Source organism: Amycolatopsis acididurans (genome assembly GCF_012328925.1).
Taxonomy (GTDB): domain Bacteria; phylum Actinomycetota; class Actinomycetes; order Mycobacteriales; family Pseudonocardiaceae; genus Amycolatopsis_E; species Amycolatopsis_E acididurans.
Map to the genome: position 1 here is coordinate 75,070 of NZ_JAAXLS010000017.1, position 24,188 is coordinate 99,257.

At 68.5% G+C, this 24,188-nt stretch carries 26 protein-coding genes; 18 read left to right on the top strand and 8 right to left on the bottom strand.

Annotated elements, in window-relative coordinates:
• Positions 1-17: 17 nt before the first annotated feature.
• A complete protein-coding gene (locus HFP15_RS23140; RefSeq protein WP_168518816.1) occupies positions 18-209 on the top strand; it encodes a ferredoxin in 192 nt (63 codons plus the stop codon).
• On the opposite strand, the gene HFP15_RS23145 is transcribed toward HFP15_RS23140, so the two are convergent.
• Positions 206-940 carry a FadR/GntR family transcriptional regulator gene (locus HFP15_RS23145; protein WP_210717731.1) on the bottom strand — a complete coding sequence of 245 codons (735 nt, stop codon included), beginning with the start codon at positions 938-940 and terminating at the stop codon, positions 206-208. The two genes, HFP15_RS23140 and HFP15_RS23145, sit on opposite strands and share 4 nt — an antisense overlap.
• A gap of 69 nt (positions 941-1,009) precedes the next feature.
• Here HFP15_RS23145 and HFP15_RS23150 point away from each other — a divergent pair, with 69 nt between their 5' ends.
• A complete protein-coding gene (locus HFP15_RS23150; protein WP_168518817.1) occupies positions 1,010-1,774 on the top strand; it encodes an enoyl-CoA hydratase/isomerase family protein in 765 nt (254 codons plus the stop codon).
• Positions 1,775-1,822: 48 nt separating this feature from the next.
• On the opposite strand, the gene HFP15_RS23155 is transcribed toward HFP15_RS23150, so the two are convergent.
• Genes HFP15_RS23155 through HFP15_RS23165 form a run of 3 tightly spaced genes read right to left on the bottom strand, consistent with a single transcriptional unit; the run spans position 1,823 to position 4,519 of the window.
• Complete coding sequence (locus HFP15_RS23155) at positions 1,823-2,575, bottom strand: crotonase/enoyl-CoA hydratase family protein (RefSeq protein WP_312871715.1); 753 nt, start codon at positions 2,573-2,575, stop codon at positions 1,823-1,825.
• A gap of 19 nt (positions 2,576-2,594) precedes the next feature.
• Positions 2,595-3,347, bottom strand: coding sequence for an SDR family NAD(P)-dependent oxidoreductase (locus HFP15_RS23160; protein ID WP_168518819.1), 753 nt, complete (start codon positions 3,345-3,347; stop codon positions 2,595-2,597).
• Positions 3,344-4,519 (bottom strand): thiolase family protein, encoded by a 1,176-nt coding sequence (locus tag HFP15_RS23165; RefSeq protein ID WP_168518820.1) that lies wholly within the window; start codon positions 4,517-4,519, stop codon positions 3,344-3,346. Before HFP15_RS23165 ends, HFP15_RS23160 begins: the two co-directional genes overlap by 4 nt.
• Positions 4,520-4,648: 129 nt before the next feature.
• Here HFP15_RS23165 and HFP15_RS43930 point away from each other — a divergent pair, with 129 nt between their 5' ends.
• The 9 genes from HFP15_RS43930 (at position 4,649) to HFP15_RS23210 (ending at position 14,509) form a co-directional block, all read left to right on the top strand.
• Positions 4,649-5,809 carry an acyl-CoA dehydrogenase family protein gene (locus HFP15_RS43930; RefSeq protein WP_312871711.1) on the top strand — a complete coding sequence of 387 codons (1,161 nt, stop codon included), beginning with the start codon at positions 4,649-4,651 and terminating at the stop codon, positions 5,807-5,809.
• A gap of 13 nt (positions 5,810-5,822) precedes the next feature.
• A complete protein-coding gene (locus HFP15_RS23175) occupies positions 5,823-6,590 on the top strand; it encodes an SDR family NAD(P)-dependent oxidoreductase (protein ID WP_168518821.1) in 768 nt (255 codons plus the stop codon).
• A 2-nt stretch (positions 6,591-6,592) separates the two neighbouring features.
• A complete protein-coding gene (locus tag HFP15_RS23180; protein ID WP_168518822.1) occupies positions 6,593-7,609 on the top strand; it encodes an LLM class flavin-dependent oxidoreductase in 1,017 nt (338 codons plus the stop codon).
• Positions 7,606-9,258 (top strand): AMP-binding protein, encoded by a 1,653-nt coding sequence (locus HFP15_RS23185; protein ID WP_168518823.1) that lies wholly within the window; start codon positions 7,606-7,608, stop codon positions 9,256-9,258. The genes HFP15_RS23180 and HFP15_RS23185 overlap by 4 nt, the downstream gene beginning before the upstream one ends.
• The gene (locus HFP15_RS23190; protein WP_168518824.1) at positions 9,242-10,408 is read left to right on the top strand and encodes an acyl-CoA dehydrogenase family protein; all 1,167 of its coding nucleotides are present in this window, start codon (positions 9,242-9,244) and stop codon (positions 10,406-10,408) included. The genes HFP15_RS23185 and HFP15_RS23190 overlap by 17 nt, the downstream gene beginning before the upstream one ends.
• On the top strand, positions 10,408-11,292 hold the full coding sequence (locus tag HFP15_RS23195; protein ID WP_168518825.1) for an HpcH/HpaI aldolase/citrate lyase family protein: 885 nt from the start codon (positions 10,408-10,410) through the stop codon (positions 11,290-11,292). Before HFP15_RS23190 ends, HFP15_RS23195 begins: the two co-directional genes overlap by 1 nt.
• Before the next feature lie 5 nt (positions 11,293-11,297).
• Complete coding sequence (locus HFP15_RS23200) at positions 11,298-11,759, top strand: MaoC family dehydratase (protein ID WP_168518868.1); 462 nt, start codon at positions 11,298-11,300, stop codon at positions 11,757-11,759.
• Entirely contained in the window at positions 11,759-13,216 is a 1,458-nt protein-coding gene (locus HFP15_RS23205) for an aldehyde dehydrogenase family protein (protein WP_168518826.1), read from the top strand. Before HFP15_RS23200 ends, HFP15_RS23205 begins: the two co-directional genes overlap by 1 nt.
• Positions 13,217-13,306: 90 nt before the next feature.
• Positions 13,307-14,509, top strand: coding sequence for a CaiB/BaiF CoA transferase family protein (locus HFP15_RS23210; protein ID WP_168518827.1), 1,203 nt, complete (start codon positions 13,307-13,309; stop codon positions 14,507-14,509).
• A 166-nt stretch (positions 14,510-14,675) separates the two neighbouring features.
• Here the strand turns inward: HFP15_RS23210 and HFP15_RS23215 are convergent, their stop codons facing one another.
• On the bottom strand, positions 14,676-15,224 hold the full coding sequence (locus tag HFP15_RS23215; protein WP_168518828.1) for a nuclear transport factor 2 family protein: 549 nt from the start codon (positions 15,222-15,224) through the stop codon (positions 14,676-14,678).
• Positions 15,221-15,985, bottom strand: a complete 765-nt coding sequence (locus HFP15_RS23220; protein ID WP_168518829.1) for an SDR family NAD(P)-dependent oxidoreductase — start codon at positions 15,983-15,985, stop codon at positions 15,221-15,223. The genes HFP15_RS23215 and HFP15_RS23220 overlap by 4 nt, the downstream gene beginning before the upstream one ends.
• Before the next feature lie 80 nt (positions 15,986-16,065).
• Between HFP15_RS23220 and HFP15_RS23225 the strand changes: the two genes are divergently transcribed.
• Positions 16,066-17,196, top strand: a complete 1,131-nt coding sequence (locus HFP15_RS23225) for an acyl-CoA dehydrogenase family protein (RefSeq protein ID WP_168518869.1) — start codon at positions 16,066-16,068, stop codon at positions 17,194-17,196.
• A 57-nt stretch (positions 17,197-17,253) separates the two neighbouring features.
• On the top strand, positions 17,254-18,000 hold the full coding sequence (locus HFP15_RS23230) for a FadR/GntR family transcriptional regulator (RefSeq protein ID WP_210717732.1): 747 nt from the start codon (positions 17,254-17,256) through the stop codon (positions 17,998-18,000).
• A gap of 91 nt (positions 18,001-18,091) precedes the next feature.
• Here the strand turns inward: HFP15_RS23230 and HFP15_RS23235 are convergent, their stop codons facing one another.
• Together HFP15_RS23235 and HFP15_RS23240 are read right to left on the bottom strand one after the other, a co-directional pair.
• Positions 18,092-18,883, bottom strand: a complete 792-nt coding sequence (locus HFP15_RS23235; protein WP_168518831.1) for an amidohydrolase family protein — start codon at positions 18,881-18,883, stop codon at positions 18,092-18,094.
• Between the two features lie 11 nt (positions 18,884-18,894).
• On the bottom strand, positions 18,895-19,647 hold the full coding sequence (locus HFP15_RS23240) for an SDR family NAD(P)-dependent oxidoreductase (protein WP_168518832.1): 753 nt from the start codon (positions 19,645-19,647) through the stop codon (positions 18,895-18,897).
• 147 nt (positions 19,648-19,794) lie between these two features.
• Between HFP15_RS23240 and HFP15_RS23245 the strand changes: the two genes are divergently transcribed.
• From HFP15_RS23245 to HFP15_RS23265, 5 genes are read left to right on the top strand one after another with little or no spacing between them, the layout of a single operon-like run.
• Positions 19,795-20,970, top strand: a complete 1,176-nt coding sequence (locus HFP15_RS23245; RefSeq protein WP_168518833.1) for an ABC transporter substrate-binding protein — start codon at positions 19,795-19,797, stop codon at positions 20,968-20,970.
• 1 nt (position 20,971) lies between these two features.
• Positions 20,972-21,862: a branched-chain amino acid ABC transporter permease gene (locus HFP15_RS23250; RefSeq protein ID WP_168518834.1), complete on the top strand. Its 891-nt coding sequence runs from the start codon at positions 20,972-20,974 to the stop codon at positions 21,860-21,862.
• The gene (locus HFP15_RS23255; protein WP_168518835.1) at positions 21,859-22,728 is read left to right on the top strand and encodes a branched-chain amino acid ABC transporter permease; all 870 of its coding nucleotides are present in this window, start codon (positions 21,859-21,861) and stop codon (positions 22,726-22,728) included. Before HFP15_RS23250 ends, HFP15_RS23255 begins: the two co-directional genes overlap by 4 nt.
• Positions 22,725-23,447 (top strand): ABC transporter ATP-binding protein, encoded by a 723-nt coding sequence (locus HFP15_RS23260; RefSeq protein ID WP_168518836.1) that lies wholly within the window; start codon positions 22,725-22,727, stop codon positions 23,445-23,447. Before HFP15_RS23255 ends, HFP15_RS23260 begins: the two co-directional genes overlap by 4 nt.
• A complete protein-coding gene (locus tag HFP15_RS23265; RefSeq protein WP_168518837.1) occupies positions 23,440-24,156 on the top strand; it encodes an ABC transporter ATP-binding protein in 717 nt (238 codons plus the stop codon). The genes HFP15_RS23260 and HFP15_RS23265 overlap by 8 nt, the downstream gene beginning before the upstream one ends.
• Positions 24,157-24,188: the final 32 nt, after the last annotated feature.

Consider the following 24,188-nt stretch of genomic DNA (forward strand, 5'->3'; position numbering starts at 1 on the left):
AGAGCAAAGGAAAGCCGATGCGGGTTCAGGTGGACGCGAACCAGTGCCAGGGCCACGGGCTGTGCCAGATGACGGCGCCGCAGGTGTTCGCGCTGCGTGACGAGGACGGGCACGCGTACGTACTGGAAGAGGAAGTTGACGGCGACCTCGCCACGGCCGCCCGCGAAGGCGCGGATTCCTGCCCCGAGCGGGCGATCAACGTGGGCTAACGTCCGTCCCAGGGGATGATTTCGGTGAGCACGTCGGGAAACTTGCGCTGCGCGTAGCGGGTGTAGGCGTCGATGTGCTCCCGCATCCGCTGCTCGGACTCCTTCGGGTCGCGCCGTGTCAGCGCTCCCAGGATCTCCTCGTGCGCGGTCAGGATCGCGGCTCGGCGCGGTGCCGGGTAGTCGATGCCGATCACCGTGCCGTCCATGATGCCCAGTAGTGAATCGACCATATAACCGAACAGTGCGTTGCCGGACGACCACGCGATGACATCGTGGAAGCGCTTGTTGGCTTCGAGGAACACGGTCTGGTCGCCCAGGTTGTCGCGCATCTGCTCGATCGTGCCGCCGAGTACCTCCAGGGACGCGTCGGTGATGCGTTCGGCGGCAAGGCAGCTGATCATCGGTTCGAGCGCGTTTCGGACCTCGACGATCGTCTGGAACGGCGCCTTCTTCAGTTGCATGAGCAGTACGACGGTGCTCGCCAGGTGGCTGGCGTCCGGGTCGAGGAGCACGGGGCCGCCGCGCGGGCCCGGCTTGAGTGCGATGACGCCCTGGAACTCCAGCAGGCGCAGGGCCTCGCGCAGGGTGCCGCGGCCGACGTCGTACTTGTCGAGCATCGTGCGTTCCGGCGGCAGGAGGTCGCCGGCCTGGAGCGACTCCCTGCCCACGTCGCGGACGATCTGCTGCGCGATCACCATCGCCGCCTTGGGGCGCTTGTAGTCCGCGTTCATCCGCTCGCTCCTTGGTCGCACATCAAACAAGGCTTATTATTATAATGGATATTTACCGGGAGGTGCCGAATGACCGACGTTCTCGTCGAACGCGACGGAGATAACCTTTGGATCCGCCTGAACCGGCCGGAGCGGCGAAACGCCTTTGATCCCAAGATGTCCGCGTCCATTGTGGATGCTCTGGAGAGTGCGGCCGACGCGCGGGCCGTGGTCATCACCGGATCGGGCGGAAGCTTCTGTGCGGGTGGTTCGCTGCAACAGCTGAGCACGCCGACGGTGGGGGAGATGCGTGGGCTGTACCAGTCCTCGCTGCGGCTGTTCGACGCGGTCCGCAACTGCCCGCGGCCCGTGATCGCGGCCGTCAACGGCGCGGCGGCGGGTGGCGGGAACGAGCTCATTGTGGCCTGCGACCTCGCGATCGCGGCGCGGTCGGCGACGTTCGGGCAGACCGGGCCGAAGGTCGGCAGCGCGCCGGTGACCGGGGCGACGAACGTGATGGGCGTGCAGATCGGGGAGAAGCGCGCGAAGGAGCTGTCGATGCTGTGCCGCCGCTACAGCGCCGAGCAGGCCGAGGCGATGGGCCTGGTCAACGCGGTCGTCGAAGACGACCAGTTGGAGGCGACGGTCACCGAGTGGTGTGCCGACCTTGCGCGGCTGAGCCCGCGCTATCTGGAGATCACCAAGATCAGCTCGAACATCTGGTGGAACTCCGCGCGCGACTCGTTCACGACCGGGCTCGGCATGCTGGTGCAGGCGGTGGGCAGCGAGGACATGATCGAGGGCGCGACGGCGTTCTTGGAGAAGCGGAAGCCGCGGTTCCCGCCGCCGCAGTGAGACGCTCGAAGGCGGGGTGCCGTGCTATGGCACCCCGCCTCGTTACGCTCAGCGGCCCTTCCAGACGGGTGCCCGCTTCTCCTTGAACGCCAGTGCGCCTTCCCGCGCGTCCTCCGACGAGCGGACCGGGTCGACGATCTTGTGCTGCCGCTGGAACGCCTCGTTCGACGGCCAGTCCCGTGCCGCGCCGAGGATTTCCTTCGTCGCGCGCACGGCGAGCGGGCCGTTGCGGGCGATCGAGCGGGCCAGCTCCAGCGCCGTTTCCAGTGCTTTCCCCGGCTCGGTCAGCCGGTTCACCAGGTGCACCTCGTGCGCGAGGGAGGCGTCGACCAGTTCACCGGTCAGCGACCACTCGACCGCGAGGTGATACGGCACGCGCTCGGGCAACCGCAGCAGCCCGCCGCCGGCGGCGACGAGGCCCCGTTTCACTTCGGGCAGGCCGAACTTCGCGTTCCGTGCCGCGACGATCAGGTCGCATGCCAGCACGATCTCGAAACCGCCCGCGATGGCGTACCCCTCGACCGCCGCGACCAGCGGCTTCGCCGGTGGCTGCTGCACGATGCCGGCGAACCCGCGCCCCGGCACGATCGGCTTTTCGCCCTGCAGGAACGCCTTGAGGTCCATGCCGGCGCAGAACGTCCCGCCGCCACCGGTGATCACACCGGCCACCAGGTCGTCGCGGTTGTCCAGTTCGTCCATCGCGGCCGCGATCGCCTCGGCGGTCGCGGTGTTGATCGCGTTCTTCGCCTCCGGCCGGTCGATCGTGACGACCTGGACCCCGTCGACCTGCTCGGTCAACACACTCACTTCGCGCTCTCCTTCATTTCGGGGGCATGCGGATCGCACCGTCGAGGCGGATCGTCTCACCGTTGAGCATCGGGTTGTCGATGATGTGATGTGCGAGTGCGGCGAACTCGTCCGGACGCCCCAGTCGCTGCGGATGCGGGGTCTGCCGCGCCAGGCCGTCCCGGATCTCGTCGGAGAACCGCGACAGGATCGGGGTGTCGAAGGTGCCGGGCGCGATCGAGCACACCCGTACGAGCTTACGAGCCAGATCCCGCGCCGCCACCAGCGTCATCCCGACCACCCCGGACTTCGCGGAGGCGTACGGGATCTGCCCGATCTGCCCTTCCCACGCGGCGACGGACGCGGTCAGCACGCACACCCCGCGCTCGTCCTCGACCGGCTCGTTGGTCACCATCCGCGCCGCGGTGAGCCGGAGCATGTTGAACGTGCCGATGAGGTTCGTGCGCACGATGGATTCGTACATCTCCAGCGAGCCCGGCTGCCCGTCGCGCTCCACGACCCGCACGGTGCCGCCGCGCCCCGCGCAGTGCACCAGTGCGCGGATCGGCCCCTCGGCGAGGTCGAGCGCGGCGTTCACGGCGTCCGGATCGGCGACGTCGGCGGGGCCGAACACGGCGCCGACCTCCTTCGCCACCCGCTCGCCATCCGACGCCGGCAAGTCGACGATCACCGTCGGTACGCCGCGTTCGGCGAACCGGCGCACGGTCGCCAGCCCCAGCCCCGACGCGCCGCCGGTGACGACCGCCCACGAGTTGTCCAGTTTCATTTCGCTCCCGTCAGGTTCTCGATGATCATCGCGTTCGCCATCCCGCACGCTTCGCACATCGTCTGCAGCCCGTACCGGCCGCCGGTCCGCTCCAGATGCCCGAGCAGTGTGGTCGCGAGCCGTGCACCGGACGCGCCGAGCGGATGCCCGAGCGCGATCGCCCCGCCGCACGGGTTGAGCGCCTCGCCCGGCGCGCCGATCTCCCGCTGCCACGCGAGCGGCACCGGCGCGAAGGCCTCGTTGACCTCGAAGGCCGCGATGTCCGAAACGGACATTCCCGCCCGCGCCAGCACCTTGCGGGTGGCGGGAATCGGGCCGGTGAGCATGAGGGTCGGATCGTCGCCGACGACCGCGGTCGCCACCACCGTCGCACGCGGACGCAGGCCGAGCGCGGCCGCCTTCTCCTCGGACATGACCAGCAGCGCGCTCGCCCCGTCGGTGATCTGCGAGGAGTTGCCCGCGGTGATCAGCCAGTCCAGGTCGGGGAACCTGCCGAGGTAGGGCTCACGCGCGAACGCGGGCTTCAGCTCGCCGAGTCGTTCGGCGGTGGTGCCCTCGCGGATGGTCTCGTCGGCCGTGACCACTCCGGACGGTGTCGTGATCGGCACGATCTCGTCCTCGAATGATGTCGCGGCCGCCCGCGCGTGCGAGCGCGCGGAGTACTCGTCCAGCTCGTCGCGACTCAGTTTCCATTTCGCCGCAACGAGTTCCGCCGAGATGCCCTGCGGCACCAGGTCCGGGAACCGCTCGCGCACGCCAGGCCCGAACGGATCGGCGTCCCCGCGTGCCGATCCCATCGGTACCCGGCTCATCGACTCCACACCGGCCGCGATCGCGATGTCGTACGCCCCCGCCGTCACGCCTTGCACCGCGAAATCCAGTGCCTGCTGGCCCGAACCGCATTTGCGCTCGATCGTCACGGACGGCACGTGCGTGGGGAATCCGGCCGCGAGCACCGCCTGCCTGCCGGGCGTCGCGGACTGTTCGCCGTTCTGCCCGACACACCCGACCAGCACGTCGTCGATCAGGCCGGGATCGAGGTCGTTGCGCGCCACGAGCTGCGCGAGGACCTGCGCGAGCAGGTCGACCGGATGAACGCCGGCGAGCGCGCCGCTGGACTTTCCGCGCCCCATCGGGGAGCGAACCGCGTCGACGATGACTGCCCGGCCCATTGCCGCCTCCTCAAATCTATGATGATGATAACCAGGAACATCTTGCACAGGCGGTCCCCGATCGAGCAAGCTTGACCGCAATCCCGGCAAGACTATGATGATGATTACTACGAAAGTGGGGTGGAGCCGGTGGGATCGGTGATCGACACCGACGAGCAGCGGGCCCTGAAGGAAGTGGCCGTGAAGCTCGCCGTCGAGCGCTACGCGCCGAAGGCCGAGGAATGGGACCGCACCCGGACCGCCTTCCCGCGCGAGGAGCGCAGGTATCTCGGTGAGCTCGGCTTCCTCGGCATCGCACTTCCCGAACGTTACGGTGGCGGGGGCGCTCCGCTCCAGCACGCGCTGACCGTGATCGAGGAGCTGGCCAAGGAATGCCGTCCCGCGGCCTTCCAGGTCTTCGAGTCCAACACGGGTCCGGCGCAGGTCGTGGCCCGCCTTGGCACCGAGGAGCAGCGCGAACGCTTCCTGCCGCCGATCATCCGCGGCGAGGGCACGCTCGCGGTGGCCATCTCCGAACCGGACGCGGGTTCGGCTGCGACGGACATGAAGACCAAAGCGGTGAGAAGCGGCGACAAGGTCGTGGTCAACGGCGGCAAGCGCTGGATCTCCAACGGCAGCGAGGCCGACTACTACCTGGTCTACGCGCGGATGAACGACGAGCCCGGTTCGAAGGCGATCGGCGCGGTGCTGGTGGAGGCCGACCGGCCCGGCGTGAGCTTCGGCCAGCGCGAGAAGCTGATGGGCTTTCGCGGCATCCCGTCGGCCGACGTGCTGTTCGACGACGTCGAGGTGCCCGCGGACAACATCGTCATCGGGCCGGGCCGGTTTCGCGAGCTGTTCGGCACGTTCTCGATCGAACGGCTCGGCAACGCCACGATGAGCCTCGCGCTCGGCCAGTCAGCGCTCGATCGCACCACCCGTTACGTGCAGGAACGCATCCAGTTCGGCAAACCGCTGATCGAGTTCCAGAACGTGCAGATGACGCTCGCGGACATGCTGCTGCAGGTCGAGGCCGCGCGGCTGCTGATCCGCCGCGCCGCCGACTTCGGTGACGGGCTGCCCGACTCGCTGGAGGTCTCGCTCGCCAAGTGCACGGCGAACGAGATGGCCAAGCGGGTCACCGATCTGGCCATGCAGCTGCACGGCGGCAACGGCTACACGGAGGAGTTCGGCATCGAACGGCTCCACCGTGACTCGCACGGCTGGGCGCTGGCCGGGGGAACCCCGGCGATGCAGCGCATCAGGATCGTCTCGGAACTGCTCGGCCGCTCGTTCGACCAGCGACGTTGAGAAAGGGAAGACCATGACACACCGCTTCGAAGACCGCACGGTCGCTGTCGTCGGCGGCGGATCCGGCATGGGCCGGTCCATCTCCCTGCGGCTGGCCGAGGAGGGCGCGTACGTCTACGTCGCCGACCTCGCGGGGGACGCGGCCGAGGGAGTCGCGAAGGAGATCACCGCGGCGGGCGGCAACGCCACCGCGCAGCAGGTCGACGCGACCGACAAGGGCAGCCTGAACGCGCTGTTCGACCGCATCCGCACCGAGAAGGGCGTGCTGCACGGGCTGCACGCGCAGGTCGGCATGCCCGGCCCGGCCGGTATCGAGGTCGATGACGCGCAGTGGGAAAAGAACATCGACGTCAACGTCAAGAGCGCCTACTACACCTGCACGCTGGGCTTCGACCTGCTCAAGGCGGGCCGGGGCGCGATCTCGATGACCTCGTCGACCTCGGCGCTGATCGGCTCGCCGTTCAGCCCGATCTACTCGCTGACGAAGGGGTCGCTGGTGCCGTTCGCGCGGTCGCTCGCGCTGGTCGGCGCGCCGGACGGGGTGCGCGTCAACGTGATCTGCCCCGGCACCGTGCACACGCCGATGCTGGCGCAGTTCTTCGGACGCGAGCCCGGCGCGGACGTGTCCGAGCTGACCAAGAACTTCGTCAGCGGCATCCCATTGGGCCGAGGGGCACAACCGGAGGAGATCGCGTCGGTGATCGCGTTCCTGCTCAGCGACGACGCGAGCTACGTCACCGGGGTCACCATCCCCGTCGACGGCGGATTGACGGCGAAGTAACCATGGTCCAGATCGGTCTTCTCCTCTCCGACGTCCCCAAGTCCGTCTCGCCGCAGCAGCAGTTCTCCGACGTCCTGCGCATCACCGAAGCCGCGCAGCGCAACGGGTTCACCTACATCGCGATCGGCCAGCACTTCCTCTACGGGGAACTGCGCTGGCTGCAGCCGGTGCCGCTGCTGGCACGCCTGTCCGCACACGTGGACCCGAACGTCAAGCTGGTCACCCAGATCATGATCGTCCCGGCCTACCACCCGGTGGTGCTGGCCGAGGAGATCGCGACGCTCGACGTCGTGACCGAGGGGCGGCTCATCTTCGGCGCCGGAATCGGTTACCGGCCGGAGGAATTCGGTTACCTCGGCATCCCGTTCAAGGAACGCGCGTCCAGGATGGACGAAAGCCTCGAGATCATGCGGCAGCTGTGGACCAAGGACAAGGTCACCTACCACGGCAAGCACTGGCAGCTCGACGACGTGGCGCCGCACATCTGGCCCACGCAGCAACCGCACCCGCCGATCTGGATCGGCGCGCAGAAGATGCCTGGCGTACGTCGCGCGGGCAGGTTGGGTGACGCCTATGCGTGCCCGCCCGAGGCCTCGCTCGAAGAGGCCCGCGCCCGCTACGACGCGGTGCGCGAGGGATTCGCCGCGCGGGGCAAGGAGTTCACGCCGCAGCCGTTGCGCCGCAACGTGCTCGTCGCGGACAGTCGCGAGCAGGCGCTGGAGGAGTACGCGCGGGTCGCCAAGGGCAAGTACCTGAGCTACGCCAGCAAGGGCTTCGACATGATGGACAAGAAGGAGCTGGAGGAGTCCTTCGCCGAAACCATCGCCGGGCACGCCGTGCTCGGCTCGCCAGACGAGGTCATCGCCCAGCTCACCGAGCTGATCACGCAGCTGCCGGTGGACCCGCTGCTCATCCGCCCGCAGTGGCCGTCGATGAACGCCGACGAGACGATCGCCGCGATCGACCGCTTCGGCCGTGACGTCGCACCGGCGATTCTCGCGCTGGAGGGCGGGAAATGACCCGGGTGTACGAGGATTTCAAGCTCAACTTCGGTGATCCCGACGACTGGACGCTGAACACCGTGCTGCGCCACCACGTCGCCGAACAGCCCGACGCGCCGTTCCTGATCACCCCCGAGGAAGGTCTGGAGTGGACCTACGCGGAGATCTTGGGCAGTGCCGAACGGATCGCGGGTGCGCTCACCAAGAGCGGCGCCGAGTACGGTGACCGGCTGATCATCATGGCGGCGAACTCCTCGCGGCTCGTGCGCAGCTGGTTCGCCGCGGGCGTCGGCGGCCTGGTCGAGGTACCGATCAACACCAACTACGAGGGCGAGTTCCTGCGCCACCAGGTGGCCACGGTCCAGGCGCGGTGGGCGGTGATCGACGACGCGTTCGCCCAACGGTTCGTCGCGATCGCCGAGCATGCCCGGGGTATCGAGCAGTTCTGGGTCATCGACACCGGTGGCGGGGCCGAGGCCGTGGACCTGTTACGCCGCAACGGGTGGGCCGCCGCGCTCTGGGACGAGCTCGAAGACGGACCGGTGCTGGAGCTGCCGTCGCCCAAACCGCAGGACCTCGGCGCGATCTTCTTCACCTCCGGCACCACCGGCCCTTCCAAGGGCGTCGCGATGCCGCATTCGCAGCTGTACTTCTTCGCCCAGATCGTGGTCTGCCTGACCCGGCTCACCCCGGCCGACCGCTACCTGACGACGACGCCGCTGTTCCACGGCAACGCGCAGTTCATGGCGGTGTACCCGGCGCTCGTGGCGGGGGCGAGCGCGGTCGTGCGCCCGAAGTTCAGCGCCAGCCGGTGGATCGACCACGTTCGCGATTCCGGGGTCACGGTGACCAACTTCGTCGGCGTGATGATGGACTTCGCGTGGAAGCAGCCGCCGCGGCCGGACGATCTGGACAACAAGCTGCGGGCCGTCTACGCGGCGCCGACGGCTAGTTCGATCGTCGAGGACTTCAAGAAGAGGTACGGCATCGAGGCGTTCGTGGACGCGTTCGGGCTCACCGAGACGTGCGCGCCGATCATGTCGCCCTACGGGATGCCGCGTCCCGATGGCGCCGCGGGGCTGCAGAACGCGGACTGGTTCGACATCCGGCTGGTGGATCCCGAGACCGACCGCGAGGTGCCGGTCGGCGAGATCGGCGAACTCGTGGTGCGGCCGAAGTTCCCGGGCACATGCAGCAACGGCTACTACGGGATGCCGGAGAAGACCGTCGAGGCCTGGCGCAACCTCTGGTTCCACACCGGCGACGCGCTGCGCATGGACTCCGACGGCTGGTTCTATTTCGTGGACCGGTACAAGGACGCGCTGCGCCGCCGCGGCGAGAACATCAGCTCCTACGAGGTGGAGCAGGCCGTGCTCGGGCATCCGGCGGTCACCGAATGCGCCGTGATCGGCGTGCCCGCCGACGTCGAGGCCGGGGAGGACGAGGTGCTCGCCGCGATCGTGGCGAGCGAGCCCGTCGAGCCGGCGGAGATCCTCGACTGGTGCAAGGGCCGGATCCCCGAGTTCGCCATCCCGCGCTTCGTCCGTTTCGTGGACGCGCTGCCCAAGACGCCTTCGGAGAAGGTGCGCAAGGCGGCGCTGCGCGAAGACGGGATCACGAGCGACACGTTCGACCGGCAGGAGAAGGTGCATGGACTTCCACGTTGACACGACCCACGACGACATCCGGGCGGCGGTGCGCGCGCTGTGCTCCGACTTCGGTGACGACTACTGGGCCGAGCACGACCAGACCCAGGAATTCCCGTGGGAGTTCTACAACGCCGTCGTGAAAGGCGGGTGGCTCGGGCTCACGGTGCCGACCGAGTACGGCGGTGGCGGCCTCGGGGTGACCGAGGCCGCGATCGTGGAGCAGGAGATTTCCGCCTCCGGCGCGGGCATGAACGGATGCAGCTCCGTCCATATCGGAATCTTCGGCTTCGAGTCGATCATTCGCTACGGCAGCGAGGACCTCAAGCAGCGCTTCCTGCCCCGGCTCGTCGCGGGTGACCTCCACGTGTCGTTCGCGGTCACCGAACCCGACGCGGGCACCGACACCACGAACATCTCGACCTTCGCGAAGAAGGTCGACGGCGGCTGGTCGATCTCCGGCAAGAAGGTGTGGATCACCAAGGCGCAGGAGGCCGAACGGCTGATCATCCTGTGCCGCACCGCGCCGCGCGACGCCGGTCCGAAAAGGACGGCCGGGATGACCTTGTTCTTCGCGCCGATGGACCGCGAACGCGTCACCGTGCGTAAGATCCCGAAGCTGGGCCGCAACGCGGTGGACACCAACGAGCTGTTCATCGACGAGCTGTTCGTGCCCGACTCCGACGTGATCGGCGACGTCGGCGACGGTTTCCGCACGATCCTGGCCGGGCTCAACGCCGAGCGGGTCATCTCGGCCAACGCGGCGATCGGTATCGGCCGGGCCGCGCTGCGCCGGGCCAGCCGGTACGCGACCGACCGGGTCGTCTTCGGCCGGCCGATCGGGCGAAACCAGGCCATTTCGCATCCGCTGGCCAGGGCGCTCGTACAACTGGACGCGGCGGATGTGATGTGCCAGAAGGCCGCGTGGCTGATCGACAACGACAAGCCCAGCGGCAAGGAGGCCAACGAAGCGAAGTTCCTCGCCGCCGAGGCCGGGTTCTTCGCCGCGGACGCCGCGCTGTCCGCGCACGGCGGCTACGGCTACTCGAAGGAGTACCACATCGAGCGGTACTTCCGCGAGGCCCGCCTGATGCGCATCGCGCCGATCAGCCAGGAAATGGTGCTCAACTACATCGCCGAGCACGTCATGGGACTGCCGAGGAGCTACTGATGCGGCCGTACCGTTCGATCCTGTTCCTGCCCGGCCACCGGCCGAACTGGGTGGACAAGGCGCTCAAGGCGAAACCGGACGCGATCGTGCTCGACCTGGAGGACTCCGTGCCGGAGCCCGAGAAGGTCTCGGCGCGGGCGACGGTCGCCGAGTCGATCGCTCGCGTGCGGGAGTCCACTGAGGATGTCGGGGTGTTCGTGCGGGTCAACCCGCTGGACACCCGGCTGACCGGCGGTGATCTGGAAGCGGTCGTGGTCCCGGGGCTGACCGGGGTGTTCGCGCCGAAGATCGAGCGAGCCACCGACGTGCTGCGTTACGACGCCCTGCTGGACCACTTCGAGGTCCGGGGCGGCGTCGAAGGCCTGGAGTACATCGTGCCGGTCGAGACCGTGCGCGCGATCCACGGCTGCCTGGAGATCGCGACCGCGTCCCCGCGCGTCGGCGCCATGATCGGCCCGACCGCGGAGCACGCCGACATCGCCAGGGCCGTGGGCTACGAGTGGACGCCCGAGGGCACCGAGACTCTGTACCACCGCAGCCGCATCCTGCTGGCGTGCCGGGAAGCCGGGATCCACGCGATCACCGGTCTGTGGGAGGACCTCGCGAACCTCGACGGGCTCAGGGACTTCGCGCGCCGAGGAAGGCAGCTCGGTTTCCGCGGCATGATCGCGATCCACCCGACCCACGTGCCGGTGATCAACGAAGTGTTCTCACCGTCCGAAGAGGACATCGCGTTCTACTGGGGACTGGCCGAGGCGTACGAGAAGGCCGCGGCGGAGGGCAAGGGTGCGCTGCGCTACCGCGGCCTGCACATCGACAAGGCGCACTACGACAAGGCGGTGGACTGGCTCGCCCGGGCCGAGGCCATCGCAGGGGAGGCGTGACCGCCATGCGAGGTCTCTACTTCGAGGAGTTCGAGATCGGGGCGGAGTACAAACACGCGTTCCGCCGCACGATCACCGAAATGGACAACGTCATGTTCACGTCGCTGACGATGAACGTGGCGCCGCTGCACCTGGACGAGGAGTACGCCAAGACCACTGTGCACGGCGCACGTGTGCTGAACAGCCTGTTCACGGTCGCGCTGATCGGCGCGTTCCACGTGCCGGAGCTGACGATGGGCACGACGCTGGGCAACCTCGGCTACGACAAGATCAAGTTCCCGCATCCGGTGTTCCACGGCGACACCCTGCGCGCGGAGACCACCATTTTGGACAAACGCGAGTCCAAGAGCCGCGACGATTCCGGGATCGTCTGGTTCGAACACCGTGGGTACAACCAGAACGACGTGCTCATCTGCGAGATGCACCGGGTCGGGCTGATGCTGAAGAAGCCGAAGGAAGGTGTCTGATGACAGCGCAACGAGACTTCGTACCGGACGTTCGCACACTGACGATCGCGAACAAACCGGTGCAACCCGCCGGTGAGCAGTGGGAGGTCGTCAACCCCGCCACCGAACAGGTCATCGCGACCGTCGGCGGTGCCTCGCCGGACCAGGTCGACCAGGCCGTGCGTGCCGCTCGCGACGCGTTCGGCGGCTGGGCCGCGTTGTCCGGGCAGGAGCGCTCGGCCGCCATCCACCGGCTGGCCGACGCGCTCGAAGCACGCACCGACCAGCTGCTCGCGTCGATCGTCAACGAGGTCGGCACGCCCGTGTCGCTGGCCGAGGGGATGCAGGTCAAGCTGGGCCTGATGCATCTGCGCTGGCAGGCCGACGCGGCGAAGAAGGACCGCACGGTGCACCTCGGCGGGTTCGACCAGCCGGTGCCGACGATGAGCGACGTGACGCACTACCCGGTGGGCGTGGTCGCCGCGATCACCGGCTACAACTACCCGCTCAACCTGGCGATCTTCAAGTTCGGCGCGGCGCTCGCGGCGGGCTGCACGGTGGTGCTGCTGCCCTCGCCGCGCACCCCGCTGACCACGCTGTTCTTCGGTGACGTCGCGCGCGAGGCCGGGCTGCCGGACGGCGTCTTCAACGTCATCATCGGCGGGGCGGACGTCGGGCAGAAGTTGTCCTCGCACCCGGGTGTGGACAAGGTGTCCTTCACCGGTTCGGACGTGGTCGGCGCGAAGATCATGGAGCAGGCGGCGGCGAACCTGTCGGGGGTGACGCTGGAACTGGGCGGCAAATCGGCGAACATCGTGCTGCCCGGCTGCCAGGTCGAGGACTTCGCGGTCGAGATGCACCTGCGGTGGTCGCGTAACGGCGGCCAGGGCTGTGCGGCGCTCGCGCGGCTGCTGGTGCACGAAAGCCTGTACGACCGTTTCCTGGAGGCGGGTGCGGCGGCGTTCGACCAGATGAAGGTCGGCGATCCGTGGGATCCGGAGACCAACATCGGCCCGATGATCCGGCCCGACCACCGCGAACGCGTGCAGGGCTTCATCGACGGTGCGGCGAACGAGGGCGGCAAGGTGCTGCTGTCGGTGGAGAAACCGGTGCCGGACAAGGGGTATTTCATCAATCCGGTGCTGCTCGGCGGTTTGCCGCACACGGCACGGGCGGTGCAGCAGGAGATCTTCGGGCCGGTCGCGGTGGTGCTGCCGTTCTCCGACACCGACGAGGCGATCCGGCTGGCCAACGACACCGCGTACGGCCTCGCGGCGAACGTGTGGAGCCCGGATCTGGACGAGGGCCGCCGCGTCGCGGAGCAGTTGCGGGCGGGGACGGTGTGGATCAACGGCGGCGGGGCGATGCGGCCCGATGCGCCCTTCGGGGGGTCGGGCAGGTCCGGCGTCGGCAGGGAACTCGGGGAGTGGGGCATTCACGAATACCTCGAGCCCCGGCACATCCAGTGGCGCGTATGAGAAACGTGGATATGACTTGCTCGGCGGTGCGGGTAGCGGAACCTGAGGCGGTGCGGGCCGCTCACCAAGACGTAGCGAAGGTAGGAAGACATGGCAAGAACTGACGGGCCGCTCGCCGGAGTGCGCGTGCTCGAACTCGGGGCCGGATACGCGGCGCCGACGGCCGGGCGGATGCTGCGCGACTTCGGCGCCGACGTCATCAAGGCGGAGGATCCGGTCACCGGCGACTACGCCCGCCAGTGGGTACCGCAGAAGGACGGCCTTTCGCTCGGATTCTGCCGGCTCAACGCGGGCAAACGCTCGATCGGCATCGACCTGCGCAGGCCGGACGGCCGCGATCTCGTGCGGCGCCTGGCGGCGCGGGTCGACGTGGTGGTCGAATCGTTCCGGCCTGGCCGCCTAGAAGGCTGGGGCCTTGGCTACGAGGTGCTCAGCGCGGAGAACCCCGGCCTGGTGCTGACCAGAGTGTCGGGTTTCGGGCAGACCGGGCCGTACCGAGCGCGCCCCGGCTTCGGCACGGTCGCCGAGACCGCGAGCGGGTTCGCGCAGATCAACGGTTGGCCGGACCTGCCACCGACCTCGCCCCCGTTCGGGTTCGCGGACTCGATCGCCGGTATCTCGGCCGCCATGGGCACCGCGATGTCGCTGTTCCGGCGTGAACGTACCGGGCAGGGCGACGTGGTGGACGTGGCGCTGTACGAACCGCTGATGTTCATCGTCGGCGACATGGTGCTCAAGTACACCGGGCTCGGCGAGGTGCAGGGCCGCATCGGCAACGCGACCGGCGCCGCGTCCCCGCGCGGGATTTACCAGGCGGCGGACGGGAAGTTCCTGTCCATCGCGGCGTCGAACCAGGTCATCGCTACCCGCTTGTTCACCGCGATGGGCCTGCCGCGGCTGATGGAGGACCCGCGGTTCGCCACCGGTGCCGCGCGGCTGGAGAACAACGACCTGGTGCAGAAGTACGTCAGCGACTGGGTCGCGTCCCTGCCGCGCGACGAGGCGCTCGCGGTCCTGGACCAGCACGAGGTGGTGAGCGCGCCGGTCAACGACGCGTCCGACATCGTGACCGATCCGCATTTCGTGGAGCGCACGCTGGTCGGCATCACCGGCCGTGCCGGGTTCGAGTCGGTGCGGATGCCCGGCCCGGTGCTGCACCTGGCCGGCTACGACGGTCCAGGCTACGACGGTGTGCCCACCGTCGGCGAGCACACCGCGCAGGTCCTCGGCGACCTGGGCCTCTCGCCCGGAGCCCTGGAGGCCCTGGCCGCCGACGGCGTAGTCACCGCCTGACCACCCCGCGAGTCGGGCTTTGCGTGCGCCCGAGTCGGGCTTTGCGGGCGCGCGAGTCGAGCGTTCCGGGCGCGCGAGTCGAGCGTTGCGTGCGGCCGAGTCGAGCTTTCCGGGGGCCCGAGTCGGGTGTTGCGGACGCTCGGGTCGGGCTTTGGATCGCTGCGCGTCAGCGCAGGTAATTCTTGAGCCAGGTGGGCGGGGTGCCGTTGAGGACCTCGGGCCAGTCGGCCGGGCGCTGGTCGCCGTACGCGCGGACGCGCAGTGCGGTACCCAGCGCCTCGGCGTATTCACGCACATCCACGTAGTACATATAGGACATCAGCCGGTCGGCGAACTTCCAGCCCTGCGCGGTACGGCGGTAGCTGTCCTGATACCGCAACGCCACCACCATCGGCTTGCCATCACGCACCACCTCGGCGTGCGAGGCGAGCAGTCCGCGTGCCGAATCGGGGCCGTCGAAGCGGATCACGTGCCCGTGCGTGAAGTGGTTGGTCGCCCCGAGCGCGGCGAACCGGCCCTCGTAGGTGCGCACGATCTCCTCGATCCCGCTCGCCGCGAACACGCCGTCGGCCGAGCGCAGCGTGGCGTCGTCGCAGAAAATGCGCCGGATGCCCTCGACGTCACGCTCGTCCATCACGTAGCCGTACAGCACGGCCAGGTCGGTGATCTCGGTCCGGTCCTCGATACGGGCGACGCGTTCTTCCACTGATGTCACGGTTGACCTCCATCGACGGTGAGTACTGCTCCGGTGGTGTAAGACGACGCGTCCGACGCGAGATACAGGGCCATGCCGACGATCTCGTCCGGCTCGCCGCCGCGTTCGAGTGCGAAGCCCTTTGCGCGCTCGGCAAAAGCGGCAGGATCCCACGACGTGCTGATGTCGGTGAGGAACGTGCCCGCCATGATCGCGTTGACCCGAACCGACGGGCCGAGAGCACGCGCGAAGCCGACGGTGATCGCGTTGAGTCCCGCCTTCGCCGCCGCGTAGGGCACGACCGCGGGCCGCGGGTGCACGGCTGCCGCGCTGCTGATGTTGATGATCGACCCGCCGCCCGCCTCGGCCATCCGTGCACCCACGAGTGCGCTCAGCCGGAACGGGCCCTTGAGGTTGACGCCGATGACCTTGTCGAACAGTTCCTCGCTCACGTCCAGCAGCGTGTCGTAGACCGGCGACATCCCGGCGTTGTTCACCAGCACGTCGAGCCGTCCGCAGCGCTGGTACACCTGCTCGACCAGCTCGTCCAGCGCGGACCATTTGCCGACGTGCGCGGCGATCGGTATGGCCTCGCGGCCGGTCTCCCGCTCGATCTCGGTGGCGGTTTCTTCGCATGCCTCGAGCTTGCGGCTCGCGATCACCACGTCGGCTCCCGCGCGGGCCAGGCCGAACGCGATCGCTCTGCCCAGCCCGCGGCTGCCCCCGGTCACCATCGCCACGCGTCCGGTGAGATCGAACGCCTGTCGTGGGTCGAACGTCATTCCTGCCTCCTCGCGGGCGGTCGAATTCCTTGTTATGGTAATCATGAATCTTCTCAGAGTCGAAGGAGTCCGCCGTGGAGATGTTCGAACTGCCCGAGGCGTACACGGCCTTGCAGCGTGAGGCGCGGGAGTTCGCGGCCTCCGTACGGGACATCGCCGAGCGTGCGGACGAGGGTGACGACATCGATCCGGAGATGCGGAAACGCCTGGCCGCGAGCGGAATCGTGTCGATCATGGTCCCGGCGGCCTACGGCGGCCGGTACGAGCGGGTCGACTCGCTGGCCGTGACTGTCGTGCGCGAGGCGTTCGCAGCCGAGAGCGGTCACCTGGACTCGATGCTGGGGATGCAGGGCATCGGCAGCTACGCGATCAGCGTGGGCGGCAGCGAGTCCGTGCGCGCGGAATTGCTGCCGCAGGTGGGCAGGCTGGAGGCGATCGCCGCGCTCGCGCTCACCGAACCTGGCGTGGGCTCGGATTTGAAGGCGTTGACGACCAGTGTCGCCGAACGCGACGGGGAACTGGTGGTCAACGGGCACAAATCGTTCATCACCAATGCGGGCGACGCCGATTTCTATTCGGTACTCGCCCGCGAGGGCGAGGGTTATTCGCTCGTACTGGTGCCCGCGTCCACGCCGGGGGTTTCGGTCACCAAACCGCACCAGATCATCGCGCCGCACGTGCTCGGCGACGTGGTGTTCGACGATGTGCGGGTGCCGGCGGACAACCGCCTCGGCGAACCTGGTCAGGGCTTCAAACTGGTGCTCGCGACCCTCGCGACGTTCCGTGTCTCGGTCGCGGGCGCCGCGGTCGGGCTCGCGCAGTCCGCGCTGCAGGAGGCCGTGCGGCACGCCGCCGGGCGTGAGCAGTTCGGGGTGAGCCTGGCGCGGCTGGGCTCGATTCCGGGTGACCTGGCGATGGCGTGGACCGAAATCGAAATGGCTCGCACGCTGACCTACCGTGCCGCCGCCGCGGCCGCGCGGGATCCGCTGGGTAACCTGCACCTGTCGTCCATGGCCAAGGTTGGCGCCACCGAGGTCGCGGCGCGTGTTGTGGACCGGGCCGTGCAGGTCATGGGCCGGTTCGGGCTGGTGCGCGGCGGCAAGATGGAACGGCTTTACCGCGAGGCCCGGCCGATGCGGGTTTACGAGGGTTCCACCGAGGTTATTCTGGACTCGCTGGCCAAACAGCTCGTCAAAGGTTTGACCCGTTAGCTGTTCCGGTGGTCTTGCCCAGCGGGTACGCGGCACGCCGGTATGCTGCCAATCATTGTGAGTGAAATCGGATCGGCAGGACCGGCATGGGGACGCCGGGGCGAGAAGGTCTCGTCGATCATCGCGCGCGAAATCGTGCGTGATATCGCGCAGCGCAAGCTCGCTCCGGGTGACATGCTGGAGTCCGAAAGCGTGATGCTCCAGCGTTACCAGGTGGCGCGCGCGTCGTTGCGTGAAGCGCTGCGCATCCTCGAGGTGCACGGACTCATCCGGATGAAGCCCGGCCCCGGCGGCGGACCCGTCGTGTCGGAAGTGGACAGTGCCGAGTTCGGCCGGATGGCCACGTTGTTCTTTCAGGTGCAGGGCATCCAGTTCAGCGAGCTGGTGGAGGCGCGGCTCATCCTGGAGCCGCTCATCGCCAGGCTCGCCGCGCAACGCCACGACCCGGGCGACAACGACGAACTGCGGCAAATCGTGCAGCAGGGTTTCGCGGCCAAGACCGACGCGGAATGGCTCGCGGCGAGCAACGCCTTCCACGCGAAAGTGCTGTCGATGGCCGGCAACGGCCTGCTCAGCATCTTCTCGCGGGCGATGAAGGACATCTTCACCGAACGCGCTTCGAGCGTCTACGTGCCGCGGCGGCGGGACAAGGTACGCCAGGTGCACGCGGATATCGCGGACGCGATCATCGAGGGCAAGGCCGAGGTCGCCGAGCAACTGATGCGCGAGCACATGAGCGACTATGCGAAGGCCACTGCCAAACGCGAGCCGCATCTGATGAACGAGGTCGTGGACTGGCGGTGAGCCCAATGCCGTGAGGGACCCTTACGGCATCGGGCTCAAGGCGAATGACGGCGCGGCAGTCCGGGTCGGAAGAACGGCCGCAACTCCCGCCCTACACCGGCAGGCGCATCACGCGGGACAGGTTGGCGCCCAGGATCGCTGCTTCGGCGTCGTCGCCCAGGCCCAGCGCGCGGATCGCGGCGATCTCCTCCGCGGGGTCGGTCATCGGCCAGTCCGAGCCGAACACGACGCGCTCCGTGCCGTGGCGCGAAATGATGCGCCGCACCGTCTCCGGGTCGACGTTCGCCAGTGCGGGTGGCCACGACGTCTCCAGCACGACGTCCAGGCCCCGCAACTCTTCCTCCGCCTCGGCGAGCATGTGGTAGCCGCCGAAGTGGCACACCACCAAGCGCAGCCGTGGAAACGCTTGCACGATCTTCCGCACCATCGATGGCGTGGACAGCGAGTTCACCTCACCGCTGCCGCCCGCGCCCACGTGCACGATCACGCCGATCTCGTCACCGAACGCCTCGAACAGCTCCCACAGCCGCTCGTGCATCAGCCCGAAGCCCTGGAACAGCGGATGCACCTTCACCCCGGAAATCCCGTGCCGCCGCAGGCTCGCGAGGTTCTCCTCGACGCTCAGGTCGACGTGCACGGTGCCGAACGGGGTGAACGTGGCGCGGTCGAGGGAAGCGACGAATTCGTTGGTGCGGTCCACGTGCTTGGCCGCACCGGCGACTCCGAGCGCCATGCTGTGCCCGATGCCGCGCGCCGCCATCTCGGCCGCGAGGGTCGCTGCCTTGCCGTCGCTGACCGCCCGCAGCCCGGGAAGCCGGTTCGCGGTGAGTGCCTTTTCGGCGATGGCGTCGGGCCAGACGTGGGTGTGTGCGTCGATGATCACAGGTTTTCCCTTCAACGTATGAGATAGCCGCCGTCGGCTACGAGTGCCTGGCCGGTCACCAGCGAGGACGCGGGGGAGCACAGCCACAGGCTCGCCTGCGCGACCTCCTCCGGCGTGCCCAGCCGCCCGAGCAGGCTGAGCCGGGCCGCCATATCGGCTTCGCTCTCCCCGCGTGCGGTACGCGCCTTGAGCACCATCGGCGTGTTGATCGCGCCGGGGCACACGGCGTTGACCCGGACGCCCGCCGCCGCGTATTCGAGCGCGGCGGTGCGGGTCAGCCCGATGATCGCGTGCTTGGCCGCGGTGTAGGCGGGCGAACCGGCCTGTGCGCGCATCGAGCGGATCGAGCCGATGTTGACGACCGCGCACGGACCGTCCTGAGCGAGCATCTGCGCGATCTCGTACTTGAGACACAGCAGAACCGAGGTCAGGTTGACGTCCAGCACCCGCCGGAACGACTCCACGTCGGCGTCCACGATCCGCGTGGTGTCGGGAGGACAGGCCGCGTTGTTGACGGCGTAGTCGAGCCTGCCGTGGTGCGCGACCGTCTCGGCGACCATGTTCTCGACCGCGGCCGGGCTGGTCACGTCGGTGTGCACGAAATGGCCGCCGATCTCGCCCGCGACGGCCTTGCCGCCCTCTGCGTCGAGGTCCGCGACCACGACGCGCGCCCCGGCGTCGGCGAAGGCATGCGCGGTGGCGCGCCCCATGCCGGAGCCACCGCCGGTCACGAGTGCCACCGTGGTTGCCGGGAGTACACCCATCAAAACCTCCTATTGCTGATAAACGTTATATTGAATTACAGTGCTGTCAAGAGGTCTCGAAGGGGTGGACAGATCTACGGTCGCGGCTTACCGTATGGCAACTCATACGAATCATAATCATAGATTCGTTCTCCATCGGAGGCGTCAATGAAGATCGCTAGGTGGTCACGTCCGGCGACGGTGCTCGCCGGGGCAGCGGTACTGGTCGCGGGACTGACGGCGTGTGGCGGTTCGTCCGGTGCCGGCACGAGCGGGGGCGGCCTGCCGCAGACGATCAAGATCATGTCGATCAAGGAGATGACCGGCGCCGTCGCGTTCGCCGGCACGAACGCGACCAAGGGCGTCGACCTGGCCGTCGACGAGATCGCCAAGCAGAAGTTCCTTGGTGACACCAAGCTCGAGATCGACCTCAAGGACAGTGCGGCCAGTCCGCAGGAGGCGGCCAGCTACGCCACCCAGGCACTGTCGGACAAGAACTACTCGGCCATTCTCGGTCCGGCCGCGAGCGCGCAGGCCGCCGCGATCTCCCCGATCGCGCAGAAGTCGAAGATGCCGGTCATCTACACGCAGGCGGGTAGTAACGGGGTGCTCACCGGCGACTACACCTTCCGCGTCACCGCCCCGGCGAGCTCGTACTTCCAGCTCGCGGGCGAGTACCTGCAGCGCAAGGGCGTGAAGACCGCGGCCGTGCTCTACAACAGCGGCAACCCGACGCTCGCCGAACTCGGCCAGCAGACCGCGCCGCAGCTGGGCCAGAAGTACGGCTTCACGATCACCAGCTCCGACGGTGTGCAAACGAGCGCGCAGGACTTCACGGCCAACGGCAGCAAGATCGCGGCGGCCAATCCCGGTGCGGTGTTCGTCCTGCTCAACGGGCCGCAGAACCCGACGGCGATCATGCAGCTGCGGCAGAACGGTTACCGCGGCGAGATCGTCGGCATGACCTCGATGGGCGCCGGGAACCTCGCCTCCGCCGGACAGGCCGCCGCGGGTGCCGTGTGGCCGAGTGACTTCAGCGCGCTCGCGGAGAACGCGAGCAGCAAGAAGTTCGTGGACGCGTACAAGGCGAAGTACAACGGCGAGCTCCCGAACAACTACGCCGCCGAGGCCTACGACGCCGCCTGGTTCCTCACGCGCGGCATCAAGGAGGCAGGCAGCGCGGATCGCATCAAGATGCAGCAGGGGCTGGCGAAGGTCGCCGCCGCCGGTTTCGACGGAGCCGAGGGCAAGCTGACGTTCGAGGGCAACGACCTGCGGGTGCAGGGCGTGCTCGCCGGCTGGGACGGCGGCAAGGAGATCATCGTCCCGGGAACGCGGTCCTGACATGGCCCAGAACCTGATCAACGCGATCACGCTCGGATCGCTGTACCTGCTGTTCGCGCTGGGCATGAGCCTCGCGTGGGGCACGATCGGGATCCTGAACTTCGCGCACGGCTCGATCTTCATGTTCTCCTCGTTCACCTGCTACCTGCTCGTGCAGCACGTCGCGTTGCCGATGCCGGTGCTGATCCTGATCGGGCTCGCGGTGGGCGCGGCGCTGTCGGTGCTGGTGCAGGTGCTGGCGTTCGAGCCGATCAAGCGGCGCAATCCCGATCCGCATCGCGCCGAACTGCAGATCCTCGTCGGCGGGATCGGCATCGCGAGCGTTCCGCTCGCCGTGGCGCAGCACCTGACCAAGAGCGTCCCGTTCGGCTATTCGAAGAGCACGTTCGAGGTCGAGGTGTTCCACCTCGGGCCGGTGCAGCTGACCAACGTGCAGTTGGTGATCCTCGTGGCGGCACTGGTGCTGGCCGGATCCGTCGGCTGGTGGCTGCGCTCGGCGCGGGCCGGGCTCGCGCTGCGGGCGATCGGCGTGGACGCCGAGGTCGCCGGGATCCTCGGGGTGAACCGGCGACGGCTCGCGCTGGGGACGATGGCGGTCGCGGGTGCGCTGGCCGGGGTCGCCGGAGTGCTGCTGACCTACTACCTGGGATCGATCGCCGCGGAGAGCGGGGACGGGTTCCTGCTCAAGGCGTTCGCCGCGATCGTGCTCGGCGGTATCGGCTCGGTCGGCGGCGCCGTCGCGGGCGCGATGATCCTCGCGCTCGCCGAAACCGCGGTCGTCACCCAGACCTCCGGGATGTGGGTCGACGCGGTGTCGTTCGGGTTGATCTTCGCGGTGCTGCTGTTCCGCCCGCGTGGGCTCTTCGGCCGCAAGGAGGTGCGCCGGACATGACCGACTGGTTCGACGCGAACATCGTCCTCATCCAGTCCACGTTCGTCAGTCTCCTGCTGGCGCTGAGCATCCAGGTTCCGTTGCGGGCCGGGGTGTTCTCCTTCGCCGGGATCGGCAGCTACGGTGTCGGCGCGTACACGGCGGCGATCGTGACGATCCGGTTGGAATGGCCCGCGTTCGCGGCGATCGCGGCCGGGGCCGTGCTCGCGGCCGGCATCGGTTACGTGCTCGCGCTGGTGTTGTCACGGCTCGGCGGGCTGTACCTGGGCATGGCGACGATCGCGTTCTCCCTCATCTTCTCGGTGTTCGTCATCAACGGCGGCGATCTGACCGGTGGCGCGCAAGGGTTGTTCGGTGCCATCAGTGATCTGACCACCGGTGGTGTCGTCGGCGTCGCCGTGGTCGTGGTGGTGCTGCTGGCATTGTCCGAACGGGGCCGGATCGGGCGGCGGATCGCCGCCGTGCGCGAGGATCCGGAGCTGGCGATGTCCACCGGTGTGCCGGTGCTCGCGATCCGTCAACTGTCCTTTGTGATCAGTGGGGCACTCGGCGCGTGCGCCGGTGCGATGAACACGTTGCTGCGCAGCACGGTCTCGCCGGACGAGATCGGCTTCCAGCTCGTGGTGCTCGCCCTCACGATGATCATCGTCGGGGGTTCGCGGTCGTGGCTGGGAGCGTTCCTCGGCGCGGTCATCTTCACCTGGCTGCCCAGCGTGCTGGAGTTCGTCGGCGACTGGCAGACGGTGGTGTACGGCGCACTCGTCGCGCTCGCCGCGATCTTCGTGCCGGGCGGCCTGCTCGGTGTGCTGCAACAGGGGTACCGGCGCCGGCGGCGGCGTGCGGTGGCGATCGGAGGTACGTCATGACCTCGGATGTGCTGGTGGCCGAGGATGTCGCCGTGCACTACGGCGGCATCAAGGCCGTCGACGGTATCGACCTCACGCTGACGCCCGGCCGGATCTGCGGGCTGCTGGGGCCGAACGGGTCGGGAAAAAGCACGCTGCTCGCGGCGATCACGCGGCTCGTTCCGTTGACGCGCGGCAGGCTACTGCTCGACGGCAAGGAGTACCACCGCGCGGCACCGGCGTCGCTGGCGAAACGTGGCGTCGCGCGCACGTTCCAGACCGTGCGGCTGCTACCGGATCTGACCGTGCTGGAGAACGTGCAGGTCGGCGCGGACCTGCACGGCCGCAAGGCGGGCGGCGCCGCGGAGGCGATCGAGCGAACCGGTATCGGCGATGTCGTCTCGGCATGGCCCGGTGAGCTGTCCTACGGCATGGCGCGGCGGGTGGAGATCGCGCGGGCGCTGGCGATGCGGCCGCGGCTGCTGCTGCTCGACGAGCCCACGGCGGGCATGAACCAGGCCGAGCGCAAGGAGATTTCCGCGCTGCTGCGGGATCTTCGGGAGGAAGGCCTCGCGCAGCTGCTGGTGGAACATGACGTGCAGATGATGGTCGACACCTGCGACGACTTGGTGGCGATGAACTTCGGCGCGGTCGTGGCGCGGGGCACGCCGCACGAGGTCGTGCAGAACGCCGCCGTGCGGGAAGCCTATCTCGGGAAGCGAGGACGTGCTCATGCTTGAGATCCGCGATCTGCATGTCTCCTACGGGCGGGTCGACGCCGTGCGCGGGGTGAGCGCGTCGGCCGGGCCCGGCCGCGTGACGCTCGTGCTCGGCGCGAACGGTGCCGGGAAGACGACGACGCTGCGCGCCGTGGCCGGGCTGCAACCGGTGCGGTCGGGTGCGGTCTTGCTGGACGGCAAGGATGTCACGGGCCGACCGACGCACAAGCTCGTCGGCGCGGGCTTGGCGTTGGTGCCCGAGGGCCGGCGTGTGCTGGCCCCGCTCAGCGTCGAGGAGAACCTGGTGCTGGGCGGGTACACCGTGTCGAAGCAGCAAGCGGCTTCGACGCTGGAACGGGTGTACGAGATGTTTCCGATCCTTCGCGAGCGGCGCACGGGCGCGGCGGGGCTGTTGTCCGGCGGCGAGCAGCAGATGCTCGCGTTCGGACGGGCTCTGATGTCCTCGCCGCGCGTCATGATGCTCGACGAGCCGTCGATGGGCCTGGCGCCGGCGATGGTGGACCTCGTGCTCGCGGCGGTGCGGGAGATCGCCGATTCGGGGATCGCGTTGCTGGTGGTCGAGCAGAACGCCGACCTGGGCCTGGAAATCGCGGACGACGTGGTCGTCGTGGCCCGCGGTGAGGTCGCGTTCAGCGGTTCGGTGGAACAGGCCCGTTCGGACGCCGCGGTGGTCCGCGCGTTTCTGGGAGACGCGGCCGCACTCGCCTGATCCGCCTGCCGTGAGGGACCCCGTCATGGTGC